At 59.0% G+C, this 24,633-nt stretch carries 23 protein-coding genes, 1 tRNA gene and 1 pseudogene; 3 read left to right on the forward strand and 22 right to left on the reverse strand.

Going from position 1 to position 24,633, the window contains the following annotated elements:
• Positions 1–17 precede the first annotated feature (17 nt).
• Both DJ029_RS08340 and DJ029_RS08345 read right to left on the reverse strand, forming a co-directional pair.
• On the reverse strand, positions 18–692 hold the full coding sequence (locus tag DJ029_RS08340) for a M48 family metallopeptidase (RefSeq protein WP_232823013.1): 675 nt from the start codon (positions 690–692) through the stop codon (positions 18–20).
• Positions 693–727: 35 nt separating this feature from the next.
• On the reverse strand, positions 728–2,005 hold the full coding sequence (locus tag DJ029_RS08345) for a polyhydroxyalkanoate depolymerase (RefSeq protein ID WP_112321914.1): 1,278 nt from the start codon (positions 2,003–2,005) through the stop codon (positions 728–730).
• A 171-nt stretch (positions 2,006–2,176) separates the two neighbouring features.
• On the opposite strand from DJ029_RS08345, the gene DJ029_RS08350 reads away from it, so the two are divergent.
• Positions 2,177–2,512, forward strand: coding sequence for a TIGR02300 family protein (locus tag DJ029_RS08350; RefSeq protein WP_112321915.1), 336 nt, complete (start codon positions 2,177–2,179; stop codon positions 2,510–2,512).
• A 153-nt stretch (positions 2,513–2,665) separates the two neighbouring features.
• Positions 2,666–2,741: transfer RNA gene (locus DJ029_RS08355), tRNA-Ala, on the forward strand.
• A gap of 514 nt (positions 2,742–3,255) precedes the next feature.
• Here the strand turns inward: DJ029_RS08355 and DJ029_RS22090 are convergent.
• The 13 genes and pseudogenes from DJ029_RS22090 to DJ029_RS08425 form a co-directional block, all read right to left on the reverse strand.
• Positions 3,256–4,275, reverse strand: a pseudogene (locus tag DJ029_RS22090) (recombinase family protein); the annotation flags it as partial.
• The gene (locus tag DJ029_RS21700; RefSeq protein WP_157966308.1) at positions 4,272–4,619 is read right to left on the reverse strand and encodes a hypothetical protein; all 348 of its coding nucleotides are present in this window, start codon (positions 4,617–4,619) and stop codon (positions 4,272–4,274) included. The gene DJ029_RS21700 and the pseudogene DJ029_RS22090, both read right to left, overlap by 4 nt.
• Before the next feature lie 130 nt (positions 4,620–4,749).
• Positions 4,750–5,157 carry a hypothetical protein gene (locus DJ029_RS08370; RefSeq protein ID WP_112321918.1) on the reverse strand — a complete coding sequence of 136 codons (408 nt, stop codon included), beginning with the start codon at positions 5,155–5,157 and terminating at the stop codon, positions 4,750–4,752.
• Between the two features lie 8 nt (positions 5,158–5,165).
• Positions 5,166–5,843 carry a hypothetical protein gene (locus DJ029_RS08375; RefSeq protein WP_157966309.1) on the reverse strand — a complete coding sequence of 226 codons (678 nt, stop codon included), beginning with the start codon at positions 5,841–5,843 and terminating at the stop codon, positions 5,166–5,168.
• 13 nt (positions 5,844–5,856) lie between these two features.
• Entirely contained in the window at positions 5,857–6,234 is a 378-nt protein-coding gene (locus DJ029_RS08380; protein WP_112321921.1) for a hypothetical protein, read from the reverse strand.
• On the reverse strand, positions 6,231–7,907 hold the full coding sequence (locus DJ029_RS08385; protein ID WP_112321923.1) for a type IV secretory system conjugative DNA transfer family protein: 1,677 nt from the start codon (positions 7,905–7,907) through the stop codon (positions 6,231–6,233). The genes DJ029_RS08380 and DJ029_RS08385 overlap by 4 nt, the downstream gene beginning before the upstream one ends.
• Before the next feature lie 531 nt (positions 7,908–8,438).
• Positions 8,439–8,726, reverse strand: coding sequence for a DCL family protein (locus DJ029_RS08395; protein WP_112321927.1), 288 nt, complete (start codon positions 8,724–8,726; stop codon positions 8,439–8,441).
• Positions 8,727–8,757: 31 nt separating this feature from the next.
• Positions 8,758–11,367, reverse strand: coding sequence for a DEAD/DEAH box helicase (locus tag DJ029_RS08400; protein ID WP_112321928.1), 2,610 nt, complete (start codon positions 11,365–11,367; stop codon positions 8,758–8,760).
• Positions 11,364–12,299 carry a HamA C-terminal domain-containing protein gene (locus DJ029_RS08405; RefSeq protein ID WP_232823014.1) on the reverse strand — a complete coding sequence of 312 codons (936 nt, stop codon included), beginning with the start codon at positions 12,297–12,299 and terminating at the stop codon, positions 11,364–11,366. Before DJ029_RS08405 ends, DJ029_RS08400 begins: the two co-directional genes overlap by 4 nt.
• 295 nt (positions 12,300–12,594) lie before the next feature.
• On the reverse strand, positions 12,595–13,905 hold the full coding sequence (locus tag DJ029_RS08410) for a DUF6602 domain-containing protein (protein ID WP_112321931.1): 1,311 nt from the start codon (positions 13,903–13,905) through the stop codon (positions 12,595–12,597).
• Positions 13,895–14,938 carry a hypothetical protein gene (locus tag DJ029_RS08415; protein WP_112321933.1) on the reverse strand — a complete coding sequence of 348 codons (1,044 nt, stop codon included), beginning with the start codon at positions 14,936–14,938 and terminating at the stop codon, positions 13,895–13,897. Before DJ029_RS08415 ends, DJ029_RS08410 begins: the two co-directional genes overlap by 11 nt.
• Positions 14,938–15,741 carry a nucleotidyl transferase AbiEii/AbiGii toxin family protein gene (locus tag DJ029_RS08420; RefSeq protein WP_112321935.1) on the reverse strand — a complete coding sequence of 268 codons (804 nt, stop codon included), beginning with the start codon at positions 15,739–15,741 and terminating at the stop codon, positions 14,938–14,940. Before DJ029_RS08420 ends, DJ029_RS08415 begins: the two co-directional genes overlap by 1 nt.
• The gene (locus DJ029_RS08425) at positions 15,738–16,532 is read right to left on the reverse strand and encodes a type IV toxin-antitoxin system AbiEi family antitoxin (RefSeq protein ID WP_112321936.1); all 795 of its coding nucleotides are present in this window, start codon (positions 16,530–16,532) and stop codon (positions 15,738–15,740) included. The genes DJ029_RS08420 and DJ029_RS08425 overlap by 4 nt, the downstream gene beginning before the upstream one ends.
• Positions 16,533–16,931: 399 nt before the next feature.
• Here DJ029_RS08425 and DJ029_RS08430 point away from each other — a divergent pair, with 399 nt between their 5' ends.
• Positions 16,932–17,843: an ArdC family protein gene (locus DJ029_RS08430; protein ID WP_112321938.1), complete on the forward strand. Its 912-nt coding sequence runs from the start codon at positions 16,932–16,934 to the stop codon at positions 17,841–17,843.
• A 109-nt stretch (positions 17,844–17,952) separates the two neighbouring features.
• Here the strand turns inward: DJ029_RS08430 and DJ029_RS21705 are convergent, their stop codons facing one another.
• The 7 genes from DJ029_RS21705 to DJ029_RS08460 form a co-directional block, all read right to left on the reverse strand.
• Positions 17,953–18,606 carry a hypothetical protein gene (locus DJ029_RS21705; RefSeq protein ID WP_157966310.1) on the reverse strand — a complete coding sequence of 218 codons (654 nt, stop codon included), beginning with the start codon at positions 18,604–18,606 and terminating at the stop codon, positions 17,953–17,955.
• Positions 18,607–18,763: 157 nt separating this feature from the next.
• Positions 18,764–19,186: a hypothetical protein gene (locus DJ029_RS21710; protein WP_157966311.1), complete on the reverse strand. Its 423-nt coding sequence runs from the start codon at positions 19,184–19,186 to the stop codon at positions 18,764–18,766.
• A 45-nt stretch (positions 19,187–19,231) separates the two neighbouring features.
• The gene (locus DJ029_RS08440) at positions 19,232–19,516 is read right to left on the reverse strand and encodes a hypothetical protein (protein ID WP_112321942.1); all 285 of its coding nucleotides are present in this window, start codon (positions 19,514–19,516) and stop codon (positions 19,232–19,234) included.
• Positions 19,517–19,532: 16 nt separating this feature from the next.
• Positions 19,533–20,846, reverse strand: a complete 1,314-nt coding sequence (locus DJ029_RS08445) for a relaxase/mobilization nuclease domain-containing protein (protein ID WP_112321944.1) — start codon at positions 20,844–20,846, stop codon at positions 19,533–19,535.
• On the reverse strand, positions 20,843–21,331 hold the full coding sequence (locus DJ029_RS08450) for a MobC domain-containing protein (protein ID WP_112322023.1): 489 nt from the start codon (positions 21,329–21,331) through the stop codon (positions 20,843–20,845). Before DJ029_RS08450 ends, DJ029_RS08445 begins: the two co-directional genes overlap by 4 nt.
• A 727-nt stretch (positions 21,332–22,058) precedes the next feature.
• On the reverse strand, positions 22,059–23,192 hold the full coding sequence (locus tag DJ029_RS08455; RefSeq protein ID WP_112321946.1) for an amidohydrolase/deacetylase family metallohydrolase: 1,134 nt from the start codon (positions 23,190–23,192) through the stop codon (positions 22,059–22,061).
• Positions 23,193–23,204: 12 nt separating this feature from the next.
• Positions 23,205–24,632 (reverse strand): amidase, encoded by a 1,428-nt coding sequence (locus tag DJ029_RS08460; RefSeq protein WP_112321948.1) that lies wholly within the window; start codon positions 24,630–24,632, stop codon positions 23,205–23,207.
• Between the last annotated feature and the right edge of the window lies 1 nt (position 24,633).

The following is a 24,633-nucleotide window of genomic DNA, read 5'->3' on the forward strand; positions in this document are numbered from 1 at the left end:
CAGCTAACGCGCTCGTCCTACAACCGGAAGCGATGCAACGTCGCCCCGTTTTCCCTGAGCCAGTGCCGCAGAGGGGCGTGATCGGGATACAGACGCTCGACCACGTCCCAGAAGGCGCGGCTGTGGTTCATCTCTGCCAGGTGGGCGACTTCATGGGCGGCGACATAGGCGAAGACCTCGCGCGGGGCGAGCAGCAACCGCCAGGACAGCATGATGTTGCCCGTACTCGTGCAGGACCCCCAGCGGCTGCGCGGATCGCGCAGGGTCAGGCGCTGCATGTCCTGCCCGAGGCGTCCGGTGTATTCCGTGCAATAGGCCGACGCCCGGGCGCGGGCGGTTTCGCGGACCCATCCGCGCAGCCGGGACTGGAACTGCGCGCCATCGCCGGGCACTTCCAGCGTTTCAGCGGTTTCGATCACCCGCCGCCCCGCCGCCGCCCGGACGAGCGTGACCTCCCTGCCCTCCAGCGGCATGCGGACACCCGGCGCGGGGTCCACCAGGTCGGGCAGCGCGGCCTGGCGGTCCCGGATCCACCCGGCATGATCCTGCAGGAATCGGTCGATCTGCCTGCGCGGCAGGCGCGTGGGCACCGTCAGGGTGATCGCATGGTCGCTCGCCGAGACGCGCAGCGTCAGCCGCCGCGCCCGGGCCGAGCGGCGCAGCAGTACCGTCAGCTCGGGAAAGCCGGGCACTGCACGCCGCTCAGGGCCGGTTGACCACAACCCTGTCAGGCGGCGTCCACGGACTTCAGCACGGGGCGCTTGCCGACCGTATCATAATGTGCGCGGATGAAATCCCGCACCTTCGGCTGGATCTCACCACGCCAGCGCGAGCCGTTGAAGACGCCGTAGTGACCGACCTTGGCCTGGGTATGATGCGCGCGCATGGACTCGGGCAGATTTGTGACCAGGCGATGCGCCGCCTCGGTCTGGCCAAGCCCGGTGATGTCGTCCTTCTCGCCCTCGACCGTCAGCAACGCGATGTCGGTGATCGCGGAGGGGTCGATCAGCTGGTCCCGGTGGCGGTACATGCCGGTGGCCAGCAGCCGCTTCTGGAACACACGCTCGATGGTTTGCAGGTAGAATTCCGCCGTCAGGTCCATCACGGCCATGTACTCGTCATAGAACCGCCGGTGCGCGGCGGCGCTGTCCCCGTCCCCCTTCACCAGGTTGCGGAAATGCTGCACATGGGCGTCGCGGTGCCGGTCCAAGTTCATCGCCATGAAGCCGGACAACTGCAGGAACCCCGGGTAGACGCGCCGCAGCACGCCCTTGTTAGGCCAAGGGACGCTCACGATCACGTTCCGCTCGAACCAGCTGAGCGGATGCTGCATCGCCAGTTCGTTGGGCTGCTTCGGGTTGCACGCCGTATCGATCGGAGAGCCCATGAGCGTCATCGAAGAGGGCCGCGCCGGGTCCTCGTCCATCGCCATCAGCGTTGCCGCGACCATCATCGGCACGCCGGGCTGGCACACGGCCATGACCGCCGGGCGCGTCCCATCCTCGCCCAGGAACTGGCAGAACTCGATCAGGTAGTCGGTGTAGTCGTCCAGGTCGAATTCGCCATCGACAACCGGCACGTCACGCGCGTCGATCCAGTCGGTGACATAGACGTCATGCTCGGGCAGCATCGCCTTGACCGTGCCGAGCAGCAGCGTGGCGTAGTGCCCCGACATCGGCGCGATGATCAGCACCTTGGGATCGTTGCGCCCCTCTGCCCCCACACGGTTGAAATGCAGCAGGTTGCAGAACGGCAACTCGTAAACCTCGTCGATTTCGACAGGCAGGGTGGCGCCATCGACTTCCACCGTCTCGATATCCCAATCCGGTTTGCCGTAGCGGCGGGTCGCGGAAATGAACATCTCGAACATCGCGGCGGTGGTGCGCGCGGGATAGCTCTCGGCAAAGGGGTTGAGCGGCGAGGTCAGCATGTCCCGCGCCATTCGGACCGAGCTGCGCATCGGGGAAATCGCAGCGTGGGTCATTTCATAGGCGTGGTAGAGCATGCGGTGCCTTCCGTTTATGTTTTACCCTTGAATACTTAGGCCTGCTTTTGCACTGCATCAAGGCTTTTCGCAGGCGCAGCGAGGGCGGGGCATTTCGGCGATAAGCCTTTGACAAGCTCAATGCACTATGGCAGGGGACGGCTTTCGATTTGGTTGAGGCAGGAGAACACCATGCCCAAAGACGAGTGGGGCGTAAAACGGCTTTGCCCAAGCTGCGAAACGCGGTTCTACGACTTGCAGCAGAACCCGATGACTTGTCCGAACTGCGGGGCGGAATTCGACCTGGAGAGCCTCCTGAACAAGAAATCCAGCACGCGCCCGGACAAGCGCGATGCGGATTCCGCACCCACGGCGAAAACCGACGATGACGTCGATGCCGTCGTGATCGATGATGATGATGACAGCGATGATTCCGATCTCGGCGACGAACTGCTCGACGACGACGAGGATGAAACCGTCGATCTGGAAGAGATCGCGGACGTCGCCTCGGACGACGACGACGACTGATTGAAAGGGGGGTGCGTCCCAAAACGCACCCCTCGGCTTCCTCAGCGCGCAGCCGTCCTTGCGCGCGCCCCGGCACGACAATTTTTCGCTTGAACTGCCGAAGCCACACACTTAATAGGACGGAGCCTGACGCGGTCACCCGCGAACCGGCACGGGGCCATAGCTCAGTTGGGAGAGCGCTTGCATGGCATGCAAGAGGTCAGGGGTTCGACTCCCCTTGGCTCCACCATCCCGCACTTTTGGGTTGAAATGTCCGCTAACACCTTGAATGGAAAGGTGGTTTTAGCGGTTCGATAACCATTATCGCGGCTGTATCGCAGAGGCTCTGCGAAAGCCAGTTTCAGCACCGTGCGCTTGAACGCAAAGCCGCCGTTTTCGTATAGTTTCCAAGGATTTCCGAGGAACGTCAGGGCGTGTTCGATAAATTCCTCCAGGCGTCCCTTCGGCGGCACCTTCATGGCCGCTTGTTCGCCCAGCTTGATCTTCTCACGCTCCAGCTTGTCGATCCGCTTCTCATACGCCTGAATCACCGACGGACTGGTCGCATCGACGATCCGGTCGAGTAGTGCCTCGATCTGGCCTTCAATGTCATTGATCTGCGCTGCGAGCGTGCTCTGCTCCTGCCGCGCTTGCGTGAGCTTCATGTTCCATGCGTCGATGAACATCGCTCGTACCAGCTCATAGAGCTGTTTAGCGGGCTGTAGCGACCGCAGCAGCGCTTCTGCGCCGCCTTCGATATCGGCGCGCGGGATTGACTTACGCTTCGAGGCGCAGGACGGCGTGTCACACAGGTAATAGGGATAATGCTTGTTCCGGCCCTTCGACCAGCAAGACGTCATCGGCTCGCCGCAGTCGTCGCAGAGCACGAACCCCCGCAGCGGAAAGTCTTCGTTGATATCCTTGCGCGCTGGAGCCTGCGCAGTTCCTTTGAGAAGCACCTGAATGCGCTCATGCGTGGCAAAACTGATCAGCGGCTCATGATGCCCCTTGCGCAGCCCCACGCCCCAGCTTGGCGCTTCCACATAACCGGCGTAAGTCGGTCGTTCGAGTATCTCCCGAACCTTGGTGATCCTCACCGAGCCATCGCTGGACGATTTCGGAAACTCCGGCTTTGACTCGAAGAACCGCACGACTTCGCTTTGGGAAGAGAACCGTCCTGCGGCATAGCCCTCTAGCGCTTCGGCGACGATGGAAGCGACGGGTTCATCGCGAACGAGAAGCTTGCCATGGATACGATCCTTGGCGAAGCGGTAGCCTACAGGCGGGCAAAAGACATAGTAGCCTTTCTCCACACGCGCCTTCATCTTCTGGACGACCTGCCGCCGGTTCTGTTCGCGCTCTAGCTCGCCCTGTGCGGCAAAGATGGTCTCGACGAACTTGCCCTCGGGCGTGTCGTCAAGCTTGAAGTTGAGGCATTCGATCCGCGCGCCGCGCGTCTGGAACTCCCGCCGGAGCTTGATGTGGAACTCTGTGTCCCGTGCGAAGCGCTTGAGATCATCGAAGATGACCACGTAATTCTTGTCAGCCTGCGCATCGAGGTAAGCGAGCAGCGCGACCATGCCAGGCCGCTTGATGAAGTCCCCGCCGCCCGAGGCGTCATCAGGGAACACGGCTTCGACATCGTAGCCTTGCGCCGCCGCATACTGGCGGCAGCGGTGCTCCTGACTGTCGAGCCCGCCGCCTTCGGTTTTCTGCCGCGTGCTGGACACGCGGCAGTAGATGACAGCGCGCAGGTCGGCTTTCTCGTTGTTCTTGTTTGTCATTTGACCTCCGGCTTGCCTGGTGGTGCAGGCTTCTCAACGGTTTTGACTGTGTTGTGATCCTCCGATGATACCGCATCAGCGGCGTGTTCGGGAGGCGGACTGCCACTTTCACGATCTTTTCCACAGGCTTCTTGCAGCGGATGGACGCCGTAGCCGAGTTCGACGAAGGGGACGATGATGCTCCAAATCGCCCCCAGAAACTCCTCCTTCTGCTCTGGCGTCAGACCGGAGCTTTCAAGAAACGCTTCATACCGTGCTACATCGATTGTGAGCGTCGGACGCGCCGAAGCCGAAAAGGCTTCCAGGATTTCTTTGGGGTTGTCGGCATTATTGTAGTGCTTCATCGGTCGCTCCGATCTTTCGTATTGCTACACTAAAGCCTCTATTTTTATTCTACCGCGTTTGGCGGTAATTCCGCAAAAACAGAGGGGTTTTTTCTATGCTGCAAAGCCGCATTGACGGCGGCTTTCTGGCCTAGCGTTCTCGTCCCGAGTCATGGTCGCGTTTGGTATGCTCGGAAGTTCTGATTCTTCTCGGCTCACGCGCCCGCTCGTTGAAGCGATCCAGTATGACCTCCTTCATGCGTGCGATTTCCTTTTGTTTGGTCGCGTAGTGATCGACGATGGTCTTGCGGCGTTCCGAGAATTCCGCCCGCAGCCTCCGGTATTCCCGTTGCGTGAGGCGCGGAGTGATCCGGCCCAGGTGGAATTCGTTCTGGAGCTTTGGCTGAAAGCGGCGCTTCTCGGCTTCCCAGGCCAGGTCATGGTTGGTGAGGGCGGCGTCCTGTTTCTCTGCCAGCCTTTCGGCATAGGTCCGCAGACCTTCGAGCGCCGCTCTTTGAGCGTCAGACACGCGGTTGAAATCGTTCGACGGTTTCTTCATGGATCACCTCAGTTGCAGGGCTGGACCGAAACAGTGGTATGTTCGGCAAGAGCGCGCTCCACGCTGCACTTGATGAGTGTGGGTCGCGTCAGATCGCCATGGACGCTGGCAAGCCGCGTCAGGCCGCCTTCATGCTGGAGCATCACGTCATGACCTGAGCGATGATTGGGCAGGATCAGCACGTCTTCGACGGTCTCCCGCGCGATCCGCTTAGGGAAGCTCAGGACCCTGTGCCGGACGCTCACTGTCTCATCATCGATGGTGACGGTGACGTGCTCGCGATTGGCCAGCCAAGTGAAAAGCTGGAACGGGCCGAACTCCATCACGAGGACCGTGCCGCCGATCCAGTAAAGCGCGAACATCCAGCCGCGCAGGTTTTCGAGCGGTACATCCCGCGGTTCCGCGCGTGCGACCTCCGCCAGAGCCTCGAAAGCGTTCGAGATACCGATCACCACATAGGCCGCAAATGCGAGCAGATAGTTCTCGTCCGGATTCGATACCATGTCCGGTGCGTAGTACGAGATCAGCAAGGCGGCGGTCGCAACGACAGCCAGGAAATATAGGCTGGTGCCCATGTCACGACTGGAGGGCAGTCGATGCGCCGCCTTGATCCGCGCGCTATTCCCCCGTCTTTCGAGACGGGGCTCGCCATCAATCCAATGTCGGTACAACTGAAACAGGTTCATTGCCTTCTCCTTATTATTGATTGGTGAGTTTTCTGATTAGCGGTGCCCAATTCACGGGCATCATCACAAAGACGGGGCAATTCCATTGCGCGCCCAGCTGCTCGCGCATCCCCTGAATACCGATGTATCGGCACTCGAAGCAGCGCCCGTCCTTGATGCAGCGATACGTGACCAGTACGTGCGGCGTGCCATAGGTGACGGAGACACCGAGCGCGGCAGCGCACACCCAAGTCGCCACGCGCGGCTTGAGCAGCCAGCGCAGCACGGCGATGATCCGGTCCGCCCGCGCGCGTCGCGCAGCGAGAACCTTCTGACGCTTCGTCGGCTCCACCGGACGCTTGCGCGGACGCGGCCCCCTGCGGCTCGTGACTTCGACCTTGATCCTGCTCATGACTTGCTCCCTGTGCCGGAGTAGCGAAGGCGGAAGACGGGCTTGCCGCTGCGCGGGTGGTCGCCTTCCATCGGGTTCGGATCGGCCCAGTCGCGCCACGGCGCGACATCCCAATAGGCCACCTTCTCGGCGAGGACGGGCGGCGCGGACTTCACGAACAGGAGCTGCTGCTCAGGCGGCAGCGTCATGATCTCCTGCGGTAGCATGAGCGGCACGCCGCGTTCTGACGCGCTGACGCCGATCTCGTCCTCGGGGCGCTGGCCGAGATTGTAGTTGCGCGTGATGATCGAGCGCTCGCCGAGCAGCTTCGAGAGCCGCTGCGCAAGGTCGAAGTCCTGAACGGCGAAGAACTGCTTCACTTCGGCCTGGCTCAAGATGATGTTCGCGGTCTCGCGCCCGTAGACCTGCACGAGTTGCGAGAGGTCCTGCACGATGGCCCAGACACGGACGCCATAGCCTGGCAAGAGCGTCAGCGCTTCCGCGAGCCCAGCAAGCCGCCCGAGATTGGCGAACTCGTCGAGCAGGCAGAGCACCTGCTGGTCGCCTTTGTTCCTGGCGACGGCCTTGATGGCCTGTTGCGTGATCAGCCCCAGCCATGGCGCGTAAGTGGCAATGTGCTCGGCGGGGATCATGACGTAGATGGTCGTGCCTTTGGCCTTGAGGTCCTCAAAGCGAAAGTCAGACGCGGAAACAGATTTGGCGAGCGGGCCGCCTGGGCGGAAAATCTGGAGGGCGTTTGAGACGCCCGTGCGGAAGTCTGCGAACTGTTTTGCGCCATCCTCCATCTGGAAGAGAAACTCTTCGCCGTAATCCGCGACCATGCCGTCCAGCGCGTCAGAGTCCGCCATTACCTCGAATGTCAGTTCGAGACGGCGGGTGTTTTTGACGATGCGCCATAGTTCTGGCAGCGTGCATTTTTCCGGCCTATCGCGCGTGACCAGAAAAAGGATCAACCCTTCGAGCAGATTGCGCGCGCCATCGCGGAAGTACTGGTTCTTGTCCCCACCAGCGGGCTCGGGGATTAGTTGCAGAACAATGCCGCGCACTGCATCGCCGAGCTCATGATGACGGCGCGGATCGGCGAAGATGTCGATAAGCGGCTGGAGCGGATTATACCTGTGCGACGGAAGATCGTGCAGACGGCCAGGGTTCAGGAATATCGTCGTTTGACGGAAGATCACCTGCCGGACGCGCGCCGTGATCGCTGCCAGCTCCCCCTTGGGATCGGTGACAAAGATCGAGCCCCAGAAATGCAGCAGGTTCGCGATGACGACCGCGATGCCCTTGCCCTGACGGGCGGGCGCAACGGTCAACAGGTGAGCCTTGCCCTTGAAGAAGAGCGGGACGCCTTTCAGCGCACCGAGGAACAGGCCAGCGGGATCGGTGAGGCCGAAATCGGCGCAGTCGCGCAGATCAGCGAACTTCGCCTCGCCGAAGATTCCGGTGGGGGTTTCTGCCCTCCAGCGGGCGATCCGCAGCAGGATCACGCCGAACAGATCGAGCACGCCAACCCCGATCACCCAGACGCCCGCCAGAAACAGAGCGCCAAGCGCGAGCGCGCTCACCGGATCGCTGTGCGAGTTCAGCGGGACGACAAGCTTCCATGTGACGGCGGCTATTATGCCACCGGCCAGCATCTTGCCGACAGGGTTCGGGTCGTTGTGTTTCTTCATGGGAGTGCTGTCCTCTATGACCGAGGAAACACTCGACGCTGGCGCTATCGAAGTTGCTGCGCTGCATCACGAAAAAATCCGGCCCGCTACTGCCGGTGTAATACAAGTGTCTGAATGTACTACATTTTGCCGTTAAGACTGACCGCAAGATGTGTGTTGTACTACAACACATCTTGGCAAGGGGGCCGCTGCGCGCCCCCGTTGCATCCCCCAGGCCGTGGCTCCGTCAAGGCATTGAACCCGTTCCTGAGCCAGCAGACCGTATCGCCGGTCAACCACTCGCAGGCCTTGGAGACATCCCTCTCCACCTGCACCGAACCATGGATCAAAGGGCGTATCGCCGCCCCTTGAAACCCACTCGCAAGGGAGCCTTCGGCGCTCCCCTGCACCCCATCGACTTGGCGGGCGTTCCTGCCCCCAAGACCCCTGACCATTTCATGGAGACGACTTCATCGAGACCATGGAAGGAAGCTTTCGCGCTCCCTTGCCCTGGACCCATCCCATCGAGCCGTGGCTTGTAACGCCACCGGACTAATAGCACGCCTTTGAGGAGAACTTGACAGTGGTGCCATCCGTGCGGTTCACCCAGAAACACCGCGTGTCGTAATCAGCCGACCTTACACTAAAACTTTCAATTCCGCCGCCGATCTTCTCGTTAGCTTCTGGGTGCTTCGCAATAAGTTCTGTTAGAATTGCGGCATCCTCGACCGAAACCTTGTCGCCGAGATCATACTTGTAGAGCATCCTTTTGAAAAATGCATCTGCATCGCCCTTTTTTGAAAAGTGCAAATCGCCTATCTGAACCGGTTTGGCAACCATAACTCACCATGCTTTTTCTTGATCTAAAATACTACTCACTATCACCTGCGCTAAAGACGCCGGTAATTTGCAATGTTTCTCGTACGATCAGTGCGGGCAGGTCCATCCCCGCAAAATTTGGTCCGTACTCTGAAATCCAGGATATGCAGCCATCGCGGTCCAAATCATCTCGCGCGATCTTTTCATATAATGCTACAGCTGTCATTCGTGAAAGGCCAAGCTCCATCAACGAAAGAAGCGTAGTACTGGACACGCCGAACTCCAAGGCAACGCCAACATCAAAGTCTTCGTCGATCAGGTCTTCGCGACCTGCTTCGACTAGAAAGTATTTCAAGATATCTACATAAGCCGAAATATACTTTGGAGCTTTGAACCTCGCAGTCTCTTCTACAAGGCTCATCGTGTCGCGGATTAGCTTCGGCAGCTGGTAGGGCTTGTCATGTCTTTGATGGTATTCAATTCGCTTCCGAATTATCGCCGAAAGTGAAAGGCCTTTCATCCATTCGACCACAACAAGCGCATGCAACGGGATCAGCCCGTCTGGAAGGAACACGGGAAAGATATTTTCGTTGATCCGACGCATAACGGTTACATACCTGTCGTAGGCATCGACACTTTCAGAAGGTGCCAAGAGAAGGTTTTCTAAGTCACGCTCGTAATTGCGAAAGTCATCAAGCAATCGCTGAAGGCCAACCGCGCTCACTCCTGGATGTCTGACAAGCAGCTCCTCACCGATGCTGACCAGACCCGAAATACCTTTAAGGCTGTCGTCTAACCGCTGAAGTGTTTCCCTCGAATGACGTTTCGCGAACGGTGCTTCTTTCAGACTCCCTAAACGAATGTAAGTGTTGAGAAGATATGCGCCGACTTGCTCAAACTCTTCACTTTTTTGCAGTTCTTTCAGGCTTTCAATGTCTCGCGCCTCTAGATAAGTAGCGAGCTCCTCTCCCGAGGTTAAGACGGCGTCGGTTTCGCGCTTAATTGGGTAACGGGCCCGCTTTGGCACGCCCACTGGCCAAGCCTTCGAATCGTGAGGGTCGATACAGATGATATTGCCTTGGAATTCGTTACCCCATCGTCCAGCACGCCCAGCCAGATTCCAGAAGTCGTGAGGCTCCATCGGATTTCCCTTACCCTTGCGTGGGCCGCGAACGACAATTGTCCTGCATGAGAGATTAACGCCCTCAATTAGTGTGGAGGTGCAGGCTAAGAATTTGATCTTTCCTTTACGGAACAGGCGTTCAATCTCTGTCCGAATCAAAGAGGGCATATTGCCGTAATGAAAAGCGACGCCGCGCTCAACTAGGGGAGCAAGTTGATATTTTCGGTGAACGCCTTTCCGTGCTAAATCTGCAAGGGCTAGAAGCTCATCGTCATCCGTCTTTGCCGTGTCGCCTAGTTGACTGATCAGCAGCGCGACCTCTTCCGCCTCAGCCGCTCCATTGCAATACACGAGAGTGCCGCCGCGCCCGCCTGCAGCGGCAGCTATGAAGGCCAGCCTTTTCCTGAGTCCGGCAGGCTTATTGTCGAGCTGCAATATGCCGATAGATACATGTGAGTCACCCTTAATAAGGTCTAGCTGCCATTCTTTCGGCTTTCGCGGCACTTGTTGGGCGACAACGACATTCTGTAGAACCGTTGGCATGTCGCTATCAACGGCTGATCTCTTTGCGTTCTCAGGGGCATCTTCTAACAATTCACCTGGGTTCTGCGTTGATGGGCTCACGAAGACGGCCTTAATCGTCGGGTTGGCCCTGACTGTACGCTCGATGGCATCTTGCAGAATAACACCGCGTTGATGATCGCCAATCTTGTGCGCTTCATCAACGATCAGGAGATCGATCTTGAGGTCATCCGAAAGAAGGTTAGCCAAGAGATGAAGGCGTTCTTGCGTAAACACAAAAACAGCTTTGTCTTTCCCTGATCTCGCGGCGAAGTAGGTGTCGATCAAAGGTAAGGAGCTTACCTGAATTTCTGAATCCGCGCCACACAACGCTTTCAGGTTTTGTTCTATTTCACTGACCAGAGCGCGGGTGGGTGCTAGATAAACAGCCACAACTGTGTCGCTGGTTCGCAAGTGGTCCAGTAGCCATTGGAGAACGAGAAAAGTTTTTCCGGATGCTGTCGGGGCGGATGCAGAAAGCCAAGATGCGTCTGATGTCGCTCCCTCCCAGAGCTCTCTCTGAAAATCATTCACGCTGATCCACTTCCCGCTTGATTTGAGAAGAACCGAATCTTCAAACCGCCTCCGGTTAGCTTCAAGCCTCATCGATACGCCGAGGCGGGCATCGAGTTCCGGGGCTACGCGTTTTCTTTCATAGGCTAACTCAACCGACCGATGATTTGAGAGCTGCTCCATCAAGATTGCTCCGGCGTCGCGCAGCTTTTGCTCGGTCTCCAGGGTTACTGCCGCTGTGGCGATCCTCAGCGCAGCTTCTTGATGCTCGCGAAGGGACGATCTGGCCAGTAAACTTCCTGCCAATAGCAATTCTTGCCACTCAAACGCCTTGTTCGGATCTTCGCATGTGTAGCTTTGCTCAAGGTTCGTTAATTCTGCTGCTACAGTAAGCTGGGTCAGCCTTGTTATGTCGTCTTGCAGGGCTTCGTTGGTCAACCAGTCGAAGAGTTCAGTGTCCTTCATTTGTCGAGCCCCAACGCCTTTAAAAACGCGCTACGGAACCCATCGGCGGATGGGACAGGTACGCAAAAAAACTGAATGTCGAAACTGTCTAACTTTTCAATACCTATCCTGTTCTTTACATTTTTACCCCAGTTTTTCATCTCCGCCTTAGCCGCAGCCGCGATGTCTGCGGCGACAGCCTTCGCTTGATCCTGAGGGTAGAACTCGGCATCGAAGGCAATCAGGGCGATTCCGCAGTATTGGACTCTATTCGACAAAGGTGACGTTCGGTCAAAATACTTTCTGAAGGCCGCTGTCAAATCGGGGTCACTAAGATCAGCCTTATCGCTCAAGAGAACGAGGTCGCGTTCTCGATCTGCACCTTCGTGATCGGTTTCGACCAGGAAAGGTGCCAAGGAGGACAAGCAGTCGCGGATCGCAGACGTAGGATCACTGTAGACCTTAGACTCACCCCAAAATAGCTTTATTATTCCATCATCATTGACTGACGCATACACACCATCCGCCCCGTGATAGTGCATGTGTGAATCCGTCTTCAGGTCCATCTTGCATAGAACCTGTGGAATTTGAAGAAAGCGCTCCGCTAACAGGTAAAGCAGCATCTCTCCACCTTCGCCGGTATTGCTGAGGTCGGTGAACGTTCCGAGCGCCTCGTGGTGGAGGGCTGCGACGGCGCTTCCTGATTTGTACTTGAAGTCCCGAGCTCGAGCGGCATCGAGGCGAGATTTCGGGATGGCATAATCAACGAGAGCGTTTCGCATGAACTCGGCCAAGCGCTCAGGCCGAACACGTCCGTTGCCGTCGACTGTCAGGCAGTGGCAATGCAAGGTTGCGGAGCAATCCTCTAGCGGGACGTCCCGTTCAACCAGTTCAAGGTGTACGTCTAGCTCCTCGGGATCGCCCGAAACGATGTTGTAAAGGTCATCTGACAAGAGCTGTGACAGTGCTCATCTCCTCATAAAATCAACCGCAATCTTGCTCTCTCAAGTTGCTCTATTGGAGAGAATAACATCCATGAATTGAAAGGCTTAGAGTTTTTTTAAGAAATTTTTTCGGGGATTGGGATTTCATGCCTAGGGAGCTTCGGGGGTCGCCCTTGAAAGACGGAAGATTCACAACTCGTGCCTGCCGCCTTTTAGGGCAGGGAGGTATCGACTTCGCGACTCTTTTTACGGTTGGTCCATGTTATTGTGATGATCGTCGTGTCAGCGAGCAGGCAGTTCATGATCATTCTGGCTGCGTGGTATGGTCTTCTCGTCGCCGCATGAAGCGGTCTATCCACCGTGATAGGCGTCCAGTATTGTTGTCTGCAGCAACGTGCCGGCCATCGGGCAGCGTCACGCAAGCGCATTCAACTGTCGTAAGCTCCAGCGTGCCGCCGTTGCGCGCGACGAGGCGGGTTTCTATGAGGGAGTCGACGAATGCGTCAAATTCCAGGCCTGCATCAGTGATGAATTTTCGCAACTCTGGCTCTGCAAGGTCGATGGTTTCATTTCTGCAGAGCTTGTTCATGATTGTGAATTGCTCTTGCGTTAGAACGTTTGGCTCCCAATCCGTGAAAGTTGGCACCTCTTCGAGCGCCTTTTTACTGTAGTTTTCGGCCGTAAGCATCCAGCCATATTGACAGGGATTTTGGGGGTGTTCGGCAAGCTTCGCCCAAAGCAGCGGTGAAAATCCTTCCATCTGCAGGTCATCACCGAACAGTTCGGGCATTACTTGGATGTATGAAAGCCGCGTCCAAATAAGTTCTAGCATAATTAGCAGGGGGTTCGCAGCGGAACTGGCTAGTAACAACATCTTATCATCGTTCATCGCGGCTCTATAGGGGTGCCCGCTGAACTTGACGAGGCTCGCGCCGCCAGCCACGATCTGTTGCGGGAAGGCTTGCGGGCCATAGCCAAGCTGAAAAGTCTTATCTTCAAGGAATTTCACAAAGCCCTTTCGGAGGCCGTATTCGCTATTGAAGCCACCATATCCAAAGGCAATTCGGATCGGTGCGAACTGGTCGCCTACAATCGCATGAAAGATGTGCTCAATATCTGGCGATAGGCTGGAGAGCTTTGCATAGGACGGCGCGACAATGCCTGTGACCTCACTGAACGCTCGCCGCGAAGGGGTGACGTCATACTTGCCGCCTCCTTTGTCATTCTGAATCCAACTTGAATGCGTCTCCAGCACTTCTCGAAGCTGGTGGTAGGCCTCATCCAGGCCCTTCGAGAAGAGGTCTTTCTTGACTTCTATGACAGCAATCACGTCTTTGATGTGCCACATGAATTTGCCGGTGTATGGCACCGGCGTACCCTCGCCGCGCACCAGCATGCAGTCAATCTGGTTGCTGAGTTTGCCCTCGTGATCATGCGCGAAGCCCGACACAACTTTCAGGTCGAGGCCAGGCGGGATTGTGCGTTCAAGGATATCGGCAGTCAGTCCCTCATACATCTCTCCAATAGTGGGGGCATGCCGGATTCCGGCTTCTTCAAGTGCGGTGACTTCCTTCTCCGCGAAGGAGCGTAACAGATTGGCAATGTCATGAATCATGCTCCGTCGTCCCTGTTGAAATTGACGGCGTACTGCTTGCTTCCATGCGCATCCGATCGATTTGTTCATCGATGTGGGCATCGACTTGCGCTGCCCCTTCCTCAATGTTTTCTCGCATCGCCGCGGTCTGATCGATGAAGGAGCGGTACTTCTTGAGCGCCTGGTTGGGGTTTGCTTCTCTTCTGAGACTACTTGCGCGCTCTTGCCACCTGGGGATCGGATCACTGCGATACTGTAGTGGATAGTTGTCTTTGATCCACTCGACGAACTGGAAGACCGTCATCTCCGGACAGCCGTTCTCTCTCGCGAACCGCTTGCCTTCTTCGGAGAAGGCAAGTGACCAAGCCTGTCCTTCGAGGATGACGTTGTCGCGGCTCGTCGGTCTTACTCCGCCGGTTGCGATCAGATCGATGTACCCATCCTGGTTTTCGATGATCTCGTCCATGTGGTTCGACAGCATCTCGATCACGGTAGCCGCATCGAATTCGGCTTCATCGCCGAGCGTGCGGCATGCTGATTGGTACGCTTCGATGCTGCCGGGCATGAAAGCATCGGCTTCGAAGTATTTTACCGCCCGGTCCGGCAGCCTCTGGCCTGAGCTCCAGCCGAGGAAGCGCGGTTCATACCGTGCTAGAAAGTCACAGGACAGCTTGAAGTAGTGCGCTGAAAGCGCGGGCAGAATTGGCTCGTGCTGAATGCCAACGTGGTAGACTTCGTTGCGAAAGGCATGGAGCGCCGAGATGGTCTCGGCTTCCTCGTCGGATAGCTTGCCCTCCAGTTTCGCAAATTTCAGCTTTCGGTCGAATCGCCTTCCGAGAGCTTGCCGAAGCGCGGCCTCATGCGAGTAGTCTTTTCGCATATAACCGAAGCTCTTGAGGTCGTTCAGTTTGTCCGTCGCGATCTGATGAAGCGTGATCTCAACCACATTGTCGGTCAGCATCAGGCCGAAGCGCGCATCGTTCACATTGCCCTTGGAAATGTGTTCAAGAGCGAGGTCGAGCTGGTCGATATTGTTCGCGAGGAAACCAAGCATCACTCAGCCTCTGGCAGGCGGGCGATCAATTCATCACTGACCTTTTCTGCCATAGTTTTTAGGTCCCATTCGAAGCCGTCGCGCAGTAGCGGGCCGATATCTGCTGTGAATAGCCGGTTCCCCAGCTTGGCGGCGAGGTTTTCTTCGAACTGGGTTTTGGTCACATGGTGCCCGCCATCCTCCATGTAGGCGGCGAAGGTTTCGATGATCTGTTTGCCGTCGCTGTCTTCGTGGTCGAGGGCCACGGCGAGATCGAAAAGGTCACGGCCTTTGCGGCGTTGGTAGAGGGCGCGCAATTTGGTCCCGAGTAGCTCGTTCAGCCCGTAGCTCGGGATGGCGCATTCGCCTTCGAACCAGCGTGACCGGACCTCGAACGGAACGTTTTGCAGGCCGTGGACCGCGAAGTGTTCGCGCGTATTGATCTCGACCTTAAGGGTCAGCGGCAAAGGTGGGTTGTCTTCCGAGCGAAACCGGAACTTGAAGGTTACACGGCCTTCGCTCTGCTTGTAGCGCGGTGTGTCATCCAGCCACGGTGTCAGCACATCGCGCAGCGCAGTCATCACGTCGCCTGCTGGTTCCGCGTTGATCTGGACAAGATCGATGTCTTCGGAATAGCGGGCCGGTGGTTTGAGGAAAAGCTTGTAGAGTGCCGTGCCGCCGCGAAAGGCAAGCGCGTCTCTCAGGACGCCATGTGAGAAAATATCGACGAGCGCCTTGCTGATCACGAGGTCCTGCTCGACCTGCGCGTCCTCGATCCAGGGCGCTTCCTCCCGCCATTCTGTAATGTAGTCGCGTGGGATCAAAACTCGGGTTCCACCTCTTCGTTGATGGTCAGCTTCCACGCCTTGACGCGGGGGCCGTCCTTTTCTCCATAGAGTGCGAGTGGCACATACTCGCGGGCGTTCTCTCTGACATACTCTTCCAGCGGGCCGGTGATTTCGCGGCCCTCGCCGAGCGACAGCAAATAGCCAAGCCGCTGTGCCCACGGGACCGGTGCTGTTTTTGCGGCCAAGACCAGCTTGTCGGGATCAAGCTGGTCGGCCAGTTCCGAGATCACAGTCGCACTCTGCTCAAGTCCGCCCGTGTGGTCAGGATAGCCTGCAAGATCAATCGCCGTGGCCTCGGGTGTCGAGACCATCAGCGCGCCACGTGGCGTATTAAAAGGTTTGGTTGCGACCGCTTTGGTCTGTTTGCGGGCGATGAAGTTGACCCTGACCTTGCCGCACTTGATCGGGCGACGGGACTTTTCTGTGAAGACCTGGAATTCTTGCGGGCGTTGATGGGCGGCTCCATAGTACTGTGCTGCGGTCAGCAGCCCTGCGTAGTAAGGCAGGCCTAGATGCGCCATCAACTGCGGGATGAACTGGTCTGCCGGTAGGCAGCCGAGCGATTTGTACTCCGGCGCGACGATGACGTAGAATCCACGTGAGGGTGTAGCGATCAGGTCTTGCTTACCGAGCCTGTTCAGCGCCAGCTTGACAGCATCGGGCGAAGCGCTGAGCGCTGCCTTGGCGTCAGCACTCGTGAAGTGGTAGCGCCCGCTTGAGGCGAGGCTGTCTACATAGTCCCGAGCATGGCTGAATTCCTGTTTCATCCGCAAAAAGTATCATTTTTCGATACCTTTCGCAATCAAATCCGGATTATTTGCGGTCTGGCGCGTTCTGCGCGGCAGAACCGGGCTGTCGTGAACCGAGCCTGCGCCGCTGGCTTGTCTCGGCCATTCGGCTTCCATCCCTTGCGCAGCTTTGGCCATCCCTGACGGGCTGACGCTTTTTTCCTATTTGGGGCCTGCGGGCCCCGTCCTCCGTCAAGACCAAGCCCTCCGTATGTGCTGCGGGCGCAGCCAGCGGTCTCCCCGTCCTTCCGCGCCTGCGGCTTGTGCAGGACGGGTGATCCCCCTCCGCTGTCTGCGGTCCTGACGGTCTCCCCCCGCTCATTGGCGCGGGCCTAGTCCGGTTGCATGTGCAACCGGCTTTAAGAGGAGAAAGGGCCAATGAAACAGGACATTTACCAGAAAGTTACCGACAAGATCATTGCCGATCTGGAGCAAGGCGAACTGACATGGCACAAGCCATGGTCAGCCGGAAACATGGACGGGCGGATCATCAAGCCGCTGCGCCATAACGGCATGGCCTACAGCGGGATCAACGTGCTGATGCTGTGGGGCGCGGCGTTGGAAGGCGGCTATCTCTCGCCGTTCTGGATGACCTACCGCCAAGCCAAGGATTACGGCGCACACGTCCGAAAGGGCGAGCGCGGCAACCTTGTTGTCTATGCAAACACCATCACCAAGACTGAAGAGCAAGACGACGGGAGCGAGGAAGAGCGCAAAATCCCGTTCATGAAGGGCTATAGCGTGTTCAATGTCGAGCAGATCGAAGGGCTGCCCGAACATTTCTACAGCAAGCCCGAGCCCGTCATCGACCCCGCGCTGCGGATCGACCATGCGGAGGAATTCTTCGCCGCCACGGGCGCAGATATCCGCAGCGGCGGGAACAGGGCTTATTACAGCGGCGGCAGCGATCATGTGCAAATGCCGCACTTCGAGAGTTTCCGCAGCCCCGAAGCCTACTATGCGACCTTGGCGCACGAACTGACCCACTGGACGAAGCACAAGAGCCGCCTTGACCGTGAATTCGGGCGCAAGCGGTGGGGCGATGAAGGCTATGCCCGCGAAGAGCTGGTCGCCGAGCTGGGCGCGGCGTTCCTTTGCGCCGATCTAACCCTGACGCCGGAGCCTGGCACCGATCATGCCGCCTATATCCAGAGCTGGCTTAAGGTGCTGCGCGACGACAAGCGCACGATATTCAGCGCCGCCGCCCACGCGCAGCGGGCAGCAGATTACCTGCACGGCTTGCAGCCCGTGGCCGAGGCACCCCAACAGCAGGAAGGAGTCGCCGCGTAAGCGGCGGCTTCAGCCTCAAAATTTTCGGCTGACCTCTCGGCCAGCCGCATCTATACCAAAACAATTGTGATCTCTGTTATTCGTACCGTGCCTGTAGAGGCTGAAATAATCACGCTCTTGCTGGGGGTTCACTCTCTGGGAAAAGATCACAAGGCAATCCAGCTCCCCTGCAAATAGCCACCCAACTTCCGGCCAGATCAGCGTTGCTCATGCCTAGCCCAAACAGCAAGCGCATGTAAGCCCACCATCCGTATCGAACTCCGGTATATACGGCTTCGAAACTGACCTTGTTGATCTTTTCAAGGTTCTGGTCGGCCCTCCGGTCGTCATATAAATGAACTACAGGATTTCGAATTTCTCGATAAAGAACGTCTGCATACTTTTCGAATTCATCAGCGGTCTGGTTGACGTGCACAAGGGCCGCTAGCCAACGTGGCGAAAAATACCGCTCTCCCATTATCGCCAAGTGCAAATCAGGATCAGTGTCTGCGGCAAGTTTTAACTTTGCTTCCATACTTGACTGAAAAAGCATTGCGGCAGGAAAGAGCTTTCGGCGAAGCTCCTCCTCGGTCATTTTAACCCGTGATATGTTGGCACCTGCATTGGCAAAGGTTTCCTCTGAGCTTTCTTGCTCAAGGTGCGCGACTAGATCACATCGTTGCTTTTCCACACAATGAGATTCGGCAAGCATTTTTAGCGCGGACGTTCCCAGTATTCGCGCGACTCCAAATGCCTCAATTTCTGAATAATATCTCTCTGTCATACAGCAACCCCGTGTCTGGAAATTCGGAAAATAACGTATCATTTCTTCAAGTTACGCGAAACCGGCCTTGATGCTGTGCATCGTTCAGATGTGTAAAAAGAGTTTTAGAACTTCGAAGTTAGCTCGGGCGCATCTTTCGTTGCGCCCGACATAATTTTCAGCGGCTATGGGTAGGTTGAACCGCAAGTCTGGCATGATAGCCCATGGCGCGTTCGATGTTTTCGAGGCTCGCCAGAATGTTGCGGCGATCCGGCGTATCGGGTTCGGTTGCGATCAGCAGCATCGAAAAGAGCTGATGCAGTTCGCCGAGTTCCTGAACCATCAGGCCGCGCAGTTCATGCATGGTGAGAAGCGTGATCATGTGATCCTCCTTTTCCGTTTGCGACCCGACCAATTCGGGCCTTCTCGGGATCAGGAGGCGCAGGACGCGGCTGCTATCGGACACCTTCGGGCGCAAGGCAGTGAAGCAGGCACACCGCCTTGGCCGCATGCGCAGCCCTTTCTGCCATTCATGATTTTCGGAAGCACCGATGGGCGGGTGCAGGAGGAAGAGGATCGCGTGATAAAATTTAATCAGCATTGGCGAACTGCGCGCGCGACGGATCAAACCGCGCACGCAGCACCATCAATGCAACTGCTTCGGCGTGGTGGAGTAGATGCGGTCGAAGGCCGGATCATCGACGACAACGAACACGATGTCATAAAGGTCCGAAACGTTGTGCTCTTCCATCAGAAAGCGCCAGACCTGATGCCATAGTATTCTCGCGTCCTGTGTTTGCCGGACGTCCCAACGATATTCGGCCACGCCTATCGGTGACGGATATCCGGTACGCTCACACGCGGCTTCGAGCCGCCGCGCCGCATCATAGACGCGGCGCGGGACATAGGTGATCCAGTCGGGGTTGCTCATCAGGAGCCTCCTTTCTCTATCGTTCAAATCCGCGATCCTGCTCACGGTCGCGGCGGTGCTGCCGCTTGCGGGTTTCGCGTTCTGTGTCGGAGTTGCGCCGCTCGTTCTGTCGCTCCGGCGAAGCCATGTCCTGATAGCGGGCGATATCCTCCCGCAGCAGGAGCAGATCGGCTTGCTGCCGCTCGCGCTGTTCCCGAATCCGTTCTTGCAGCGCGCGGCGCTGGTCGAGCTGGCTGGCGATCAGGCCATCGCGTTCGGCGCGGTCACGCTTGAGCGCATCCCACGCTTCGCGCTCGTTTCGTTGCTTGATCTTGCTGTATTTGCCGGTCAGGCGGTGCCAGATACCGGCGAACCCGTGCGGTAGCCTTGCGGCCCGCGCCTTGGTTTCGGCGATCCAGCGCTTTTCTTGTCCGGTTTTGAGCGCCTGCCGTTCCTGCCGGTGGCGCGCGGCAAGTTCGGCGCGCTCGGCGTCCAGCGCCTTACGGCCCGATCCGGCTTCGCGCTCCGCTTGCCGGATGAAACCCTCGATCCGCTCGGACATGCAGGCGGCGATATAGGTGCGGACTTTGTCAACCGAGGGATAGGCTTCGGGATCGCCGAGGCGTGCGGTAATCTCTTTGGTCTTCACGCCCGCTTGCCGCGCGACCGCATAGACTTCACCGCGATAATCGACGGCGACAAAACCGCGCCGGTCTCCACGCGCGAGCATGAAGCCGCGTTCCTTGAGCGCTTGGGCGAGGGCTGTGCCAGTATCCGAGCGGTTCCAGCATTCCTGAAACAGCGCTTTGAGCTGCTTCGGATCGAGGCCGACGCGCCGCGCTTGCTTCCATTCCTCGCGCGTGTAACCGAGCGGATCGCGCTCCCGCCAATCGCGCAGCCCCTTCGGCATTTCCCAGCCATGCGACTGGAACAGTTCGCGTGAGACGTCCCGCAAGCGCATCTTGTAATGCGGCAGATTAATCGCCCGCATGTGTTCGGCATCGATGCGCGACCAGACGACATGGGCGTGCCGCCGTCCGTCTTTCTCGTGAAACACAATCGCGCGCGGCTGGCCTTCGAGGCCGAGCTTGCGCTCGACCTCATCGGTAGCCTTCTCGAAGTCTTCGACGGTGACGGTCTCACCGCCAGGTGGGTTGAGGCTGGCCGAAAACAGATAGTTCTCGCAGCGTGTCCCTTTGGCGATGGCATCGACCTCGCGCAAGGCGGACAGCAGATCATCACCAACGAAGCCGCGAACCTCGTGCAGCTCGACATGATCGTTGTCCCGCATCGAGAGCAGATATCGGGCGAGTTGCGCGCCACCGCCGCGCTCTTTCGCCTTGAGGATCATGGCTTCAAATCCCATCCGGCTTTGGAGCCTGATCCAGTCTCGTGCAGGCCGAGCGCGATCAGCAGATCGCTCCGCATGGCCTGCACGTCCTTACAGGCTTGCCGCAGATCGGCTTCTGTCTCTGGCGTGACGGGCAGCGAGCCCGTGTTCACCGCCTTGGCGAGCTGGTTTAGGTTGTTGGAAAGCCGTGACTGGCCAAGCGCAGCCAGCACGCGCCCAAGGGCGGCATAGTCCTTTACCGGAAAATGCCCGCGCGTCTGACGCGGCGCAGCATCATCGCCGAACAGCCGGTCGCGGATATACGCCCCGAGCGCCATGCCGGAGGCATCCTGCTCAAGACGCGCCCGCTCGTCGAAGCTGAGCCGCAGGGAGAAGGGCTTGGGTTTCTGGCTACTTAGCCTAGCCGGAGCCGGTTTTTCTGGCTCTGGCGTGTCAGGAAGCTGCCAGTCCGCTAAGCCATTGAAATCATATTTGAGTTTCGTCATCGTCACGCTCCAGACCTTCAAGGTCTAAATGCGCGAGATGGCGTTCCCATTCCTCAAGAACCTGGAAGAGAAGGTTCGATTCTTCTCCCGTCAGGTCCACCAAAACCTCAATTGAAAAGCATCAGATAGTTCTGCCTTTCTAGTCAGAGGATTTGCCTCTGCCGCGCAGCCCGGTGCTTTTTTCCCTGCGAGAATCCATGCTGCCACGATCCACGCCCAAGGCGTGTTGATCGCTTCGCAGACTCCACACGTCCCTAATCCGGCAACAACTTCGGCCCCCCCCCCGCGCCCTCGGGGTGCTGGTTCGGGGCCAGCCTGCCTGAAACAGAACCGCCATGAACATCCCCCAGACCGAGACCTTCGGACCCTCACCAACGGGCCCAGCGCTCCGCGGACCCGCCGTCGATCTGGCGCTGTTCCCGACACAAGCATCGAAAACGACGCCGTAGAGGACTGCCAATACAGGGTAGCCAATCGCCCGGGTGACGATTTGCTGCAAGGTCAGGTCGTTTAGGAAAGTCATGGTGGGGCTTTGGCTAGATTACAGGATAGGTCGGCGCGTCAACATGCTGAATATCAAGTCAAATGTCCGTTGTCAGAGATTTTGAACCAACAGCGGGCCAGAACCCGGGAAGGGCCTGACTCACCTCGCCGGTTTGGGAATCAGCGCTTCGGTGACGCAAGCGCCGGGCGCCGTGACGTCGGGCCGTTTCGATGCCGTCACGGATTACAGCGCACAGTCCTCGTACCGTCCACCAAGCACCCTGCCCTGCGGCAGCAACCGCTGGGCGTAGGTCAGGGTCTGGCCCGTCACGTCCTCAAGCTCGATGGGCTCATCAACCAGCCGCATGACGCTGGCGTCCCCGACGCCGCCCGGTGCCAGCCGGCCAAGATCGTCCCGGCGGAGCGCCCGTGCGGGCGTTTCCGTCGCCGCGCGGATCACCTCAGCCAGAGGCATGTCCAGCGCGAGAAGCTTGTTCATGGTGCGCATCAGGTCCCAGGCGGGGCCATCGACACAGAGCACGTGAACGTCAGAGGAAATGGTATCCGGTGGGAACCCGGCCTTCATCGCGGCGCGCGCGGCAGACCATGAAAACGCGCCCATGCCATGGCCGATGTCGAACAGGACGCCCCGCTCGCGCGCCTGCCGGAGGCCGTCCCTCAGGCGGCCATCTGCATCGACCGGGGCGTTCGGCGAGGGCCTGAAGCAATGGGTCAGCACGTCCCCGTGCCGCAACAGGCGGACCACGTCCTGGTAGTCGGGATCGGGCTCGTCGATATGCGCCATGACGGGAAGTCCGGCGCGCTCGGCCACCTCGATCGCAAGCCGCAGCGGTTCGATCCCGTTCGCGCCGCTGGTATAGCGGCCGACGCGCACTTTCAGCCCGACGATCCGGTCGGGATGGGCCGCCGCGATCTCCGCCGCCTCTTTCGCCGCCATCAGGCGCATGTCCTGGCTTTCCCCGACCATGTGAGTCGGAGAAAAAGCGAAGATCCCCGCGAAGGAGATGTGGATGTAGGCCAGGATACGCACGTCCGCCGGCTCGATCACATGCTTCAGGAACCCCGCGAAGTTCCCAGGCCCAGCGCTGCCCGCGTCCACAAGCGTCGTGGCCGCACAGCGCCGCGCGTAGCTGTCCGCATCAACGCTGAGCGAGGTTCCGCCCCAGTAGACATGGGTGTGCAGATCGATAAGCCCCGGCGTGACGATGCAGCCCGCGACGTCCCGCTCGTCAGCGCCGCTCAAGCCCTGGCCGACCGTGGCCAGCCTGCCACCCGCGAAGGCGACATCGGCGATCGTGTCGCACCCCGAGGCCGGGTCGATGACCCTGCCCCCCTTCAGGACGAGGTCATGGGCCATCGACCCCCCCTGTCATGCGGCACCCGGCCGGCGATCAGCCCAGGGCATGGCCTGCTCAAGCTGGGCAGACAGGGCCAGCAGGCGGCCTTCATCGCCGATCCGCGCCACGATCTGCACGCCAGCGGGCATGTTCCCGGCTTCGCCAAGCGGCAAGGAAATCGCGGGCTGGCCCGACATGTTGAACGGCGACATGAAGACACTATCGCTCCAGAGTGCGTTGTAGTCGTCAAGGTCGGTCAGGCTCATGTCATAGAAGCCCTGCGGCCGGGGCGGTTGGGTCAGAACCGGGGTCAGCGTGATGTCGAAGCAACCCAGGTCCTGCACGACGGAGCGCCCGATCTGGCGCACCGCTTCGATACGCCCGGCGTGTTCGGTGGCGCGGGTCGCGCGCCCACGCTCGATGATGGCCCAGGTCACTGGCTCCACGTCATCGGGCGTGACGGGGCGGCCGACGATGCCTTCCATGAAGTCGTACATCGCCGCGGATTCCACGCAGGTCATGTCGGTGTAGGTCTTCCAGTTCGCCTCGGCATCGTAGTCCATCTCATGCGCCTGCACGTCGTGGCCCATGTCCTTCAGGAAGTCGGCGACGCGCTCGACCAGGGCGACGATCTCCGGGTTGATCGGCTTGCCGTCCGGGGAGGTGGTGACGACACCGACGCGCAGGGGGCCGGTCGGCTCCGCCATCAGGTCCATGCAGGGGCGGGATGGCGACGCGATCCAATAGGGATCGCCCGGCATGGACCCACCCACGACATCCAGCCAGGCGGCGGTGTCGCGGATCGTACGCGAGTTGCACAGGAAATACGCCCCGCCCGCCCAGTAATCGGCAAAGGGCGACAGGGTGACCCGCCCGCGGGACGGCTTCAGTCCGACGACCCCGCAGCAGGAGGCGGGAACGCGGATCGAGCCCGCGCCGTCGCTGGCATCGGCAATCGGCACCATGCCGGTCGCGACCGCGACCGCGGTCCCCCCGCTGGACCCGCCGGGCGTCAGATCGGGGTTCCAGGGATTGAGCGTTCGCCCGTAAAGCGCGGGCTCTGTGGTGATGCTCCAGCCATTTTCCGGGGCGTTGGACTTGCCCAGCAGCAACAAGCCCCCGGCGCGCAGCCGGCGGCTGATCTCGCTGTCGGCGGGGGCGACCTGATCCTTCAGGAAGCGCGAGGCGTTGGTCAGCGGCGCCCCTTCCCAGGACGAGGCCAGCTCTTTCAGAAGGAACGGCACCCCGGCCAGCGGGCCGGAGCCGGGCACGACGTTCTTCGCGCCTTCCCGCCCCATGTCATAGAGCTTGTGGATCACCGCGTTCAGGCTTGGATTCAATTCCTCGATGGCGCGCACGCCGGCTTCCACCAGGTCGATGGGGGCAAGGTCGCCCTTCGCGACAAGCCCGGCCAGCCCGACCCCGTCAGAGGTTCGGTAAAGGGTATCAATATCGTTCATG

The sequence above is a fragment of the Oceanibium sediminis genome, assembly GCF_003265325.1.
In the GTDB taxonomy this organism is placed as follows: Bacteria; Pseudomonadota; Alphaproteobacteria; order Rhodobacterales; family Rhodobacteraceae; genus Halovulum; species Halovulum sediminis.

What these genes read in the sequence shown, in the direction of transcription:
- DJ029_RS08460 (WP_112321948.1), bottom strand. Translation starts at nt 24,632, where the DNA reads ATGAACGATATTGATACCCTTTACCGAACCTCTGACGGGGTCGGGCTG.
- DJ029_RS08425 (WP_112321936.1), bottom strand. Translation starts at nt 16,532, where the DNA reads ATGAAACAGGAATTCAGCCATGCTCGGGACTATGTAGACAGCCTCGCC.
- DJ029_RS08375 (WP_157966309.1), bottom strand. Translation starts at nt 5,843, where the DNA reads ATGAACCTGTTTCAGTTGTACCGACATTGGATTGATGGCGAGCCCCGT.
- DJ029_RS08385 (WP_112321923.1), bottom strand. Translation starts at nt 7,907, where the DNA reads ATGAAGAAACACAACGACCCGAACCCTGTCGGCAAGATGCTGGCCGGT.
- DJ029_RS08440 (WP_112321942.1), bottom strand. Translation starts at nt 19,516, where the DNA reads ATGAGCAACCCCGACTGGATCACCTATGTCCCGCGCCGCGTCTATGAT.
- DJ029_RS21700 (WP_157966308.1), bottom strand. Translation starts at nt 4,619, where the DNA reads ATGAAGCACTACAATAATGCCGACAACCCCAAAGAAATCCTGGAAGCC.
- DJ029_RS08455 (WP_112321946.1), bottom strand. Translation starts at nt 23,192, where the DNA reads ATGGCCCATGACCTCGTCCTGAAGGGGGGCAGGGTCATCGACCCGGCC.
- DJ029_RS21710 (WP_157966311.1), bottom strand. Translation starts at nt 19,186, where the DNA reads ATGCTGATTAAATTTTATCACGCGATCCTCTTCCTCCTGCACCCGCCC.
- DJ029_RS08345 (WP_112321914.1), bottom strand. Translation starts at nt 2,005, where the DNA reads ATGCTCTACCACGCCTATGAAATGACCCACGCTGCGATTTCCCCGATG.
- DJ029_RS08450 (WP_112322023.1), bottom strand. Translation starts at nt 21,331, where the DNA reads ATGACGAAACTCAAATATGATTTCAATGGCTTAGCGGACTGGCAGCTT.
- DJ029_RS08350 (WP_112321915.1), top strand. Translation starts at nt 2,177, where the DNA reads ATGCCCAAAGACGAGTGGGGCGTAAAACGGCTTTGCCCAAGCTGCGAA.
- DJ029_RS08400 (WP_112321928.1), bottom strand. Translation starts at nt 11,367, where the DNA reads ATGAAGGACACTGAACTCTTCGACTGGTTGACCAACGAAGCCCTGCAA.
- DJ029_RS08415 (WP_112321933.1), bottom strand. Translation starts at nt 14,938, where the DNA reads ATGCTTGGTTTCCTCGCGAACAATATCGACCAGCTCGACCTCGCTCTT.
- DJ029_RS08445 (WP_112321944.1), bottom strand. Translation starts at nt 20,846, where the DNA reads ATGATCCTCAAGGCGAAAGAGCGCGGCGGTGGCGCGCAACTCGCCCGA.
- DJ029_RS21705 (WP_157966310.1), bottom strand. Translation starts at nt 18,606, where the DNA reads ATGACAGAGAGATATTATTCAGAAATTGAGGCATTTGGAGTCGCGCGA.
- DJ029_RS08410 (WP_112321931.1), bottom strand. Translation starts at nt 13,905, where the DNA reads ATGATTCATGACATTGCCAATCTGTTACGCTCCTTCGCGGAGAAGGAA.
- DJ029_RS08395 (WP_112321927.1), bottom strand. Translation starts at nt 8,726, where the DNA reads ATGGTTGCCAAACCGGTTCAGATAGGCGATTTGCACTTTTCAAAAAAG.
- DJ029_RS08430 (WP_112321938.1), top strand. Translation starts at nt 16,932, where the DNA reads ATGAAACAGGACATTTACCAGAAAGTTACCGACAAGATCATTGCCGAT.
- DJ029_RS08370 (WP_112321918.1), bottom strand. Translation starts at nt 5,157, where the DNA reads ATGAAGAAACCGTCGAACGATTTCAACCGCGTGTCTGACGCTCAAAGA.
- DJ029_RS08380 (WP_112321921.1), bottom strand. Translation starts at nt 6,234, where the DNA reads ATGAGCAGGATCAAGGTCGAAGTCACGAGCCGCAGGGGGCCGCGTCCG.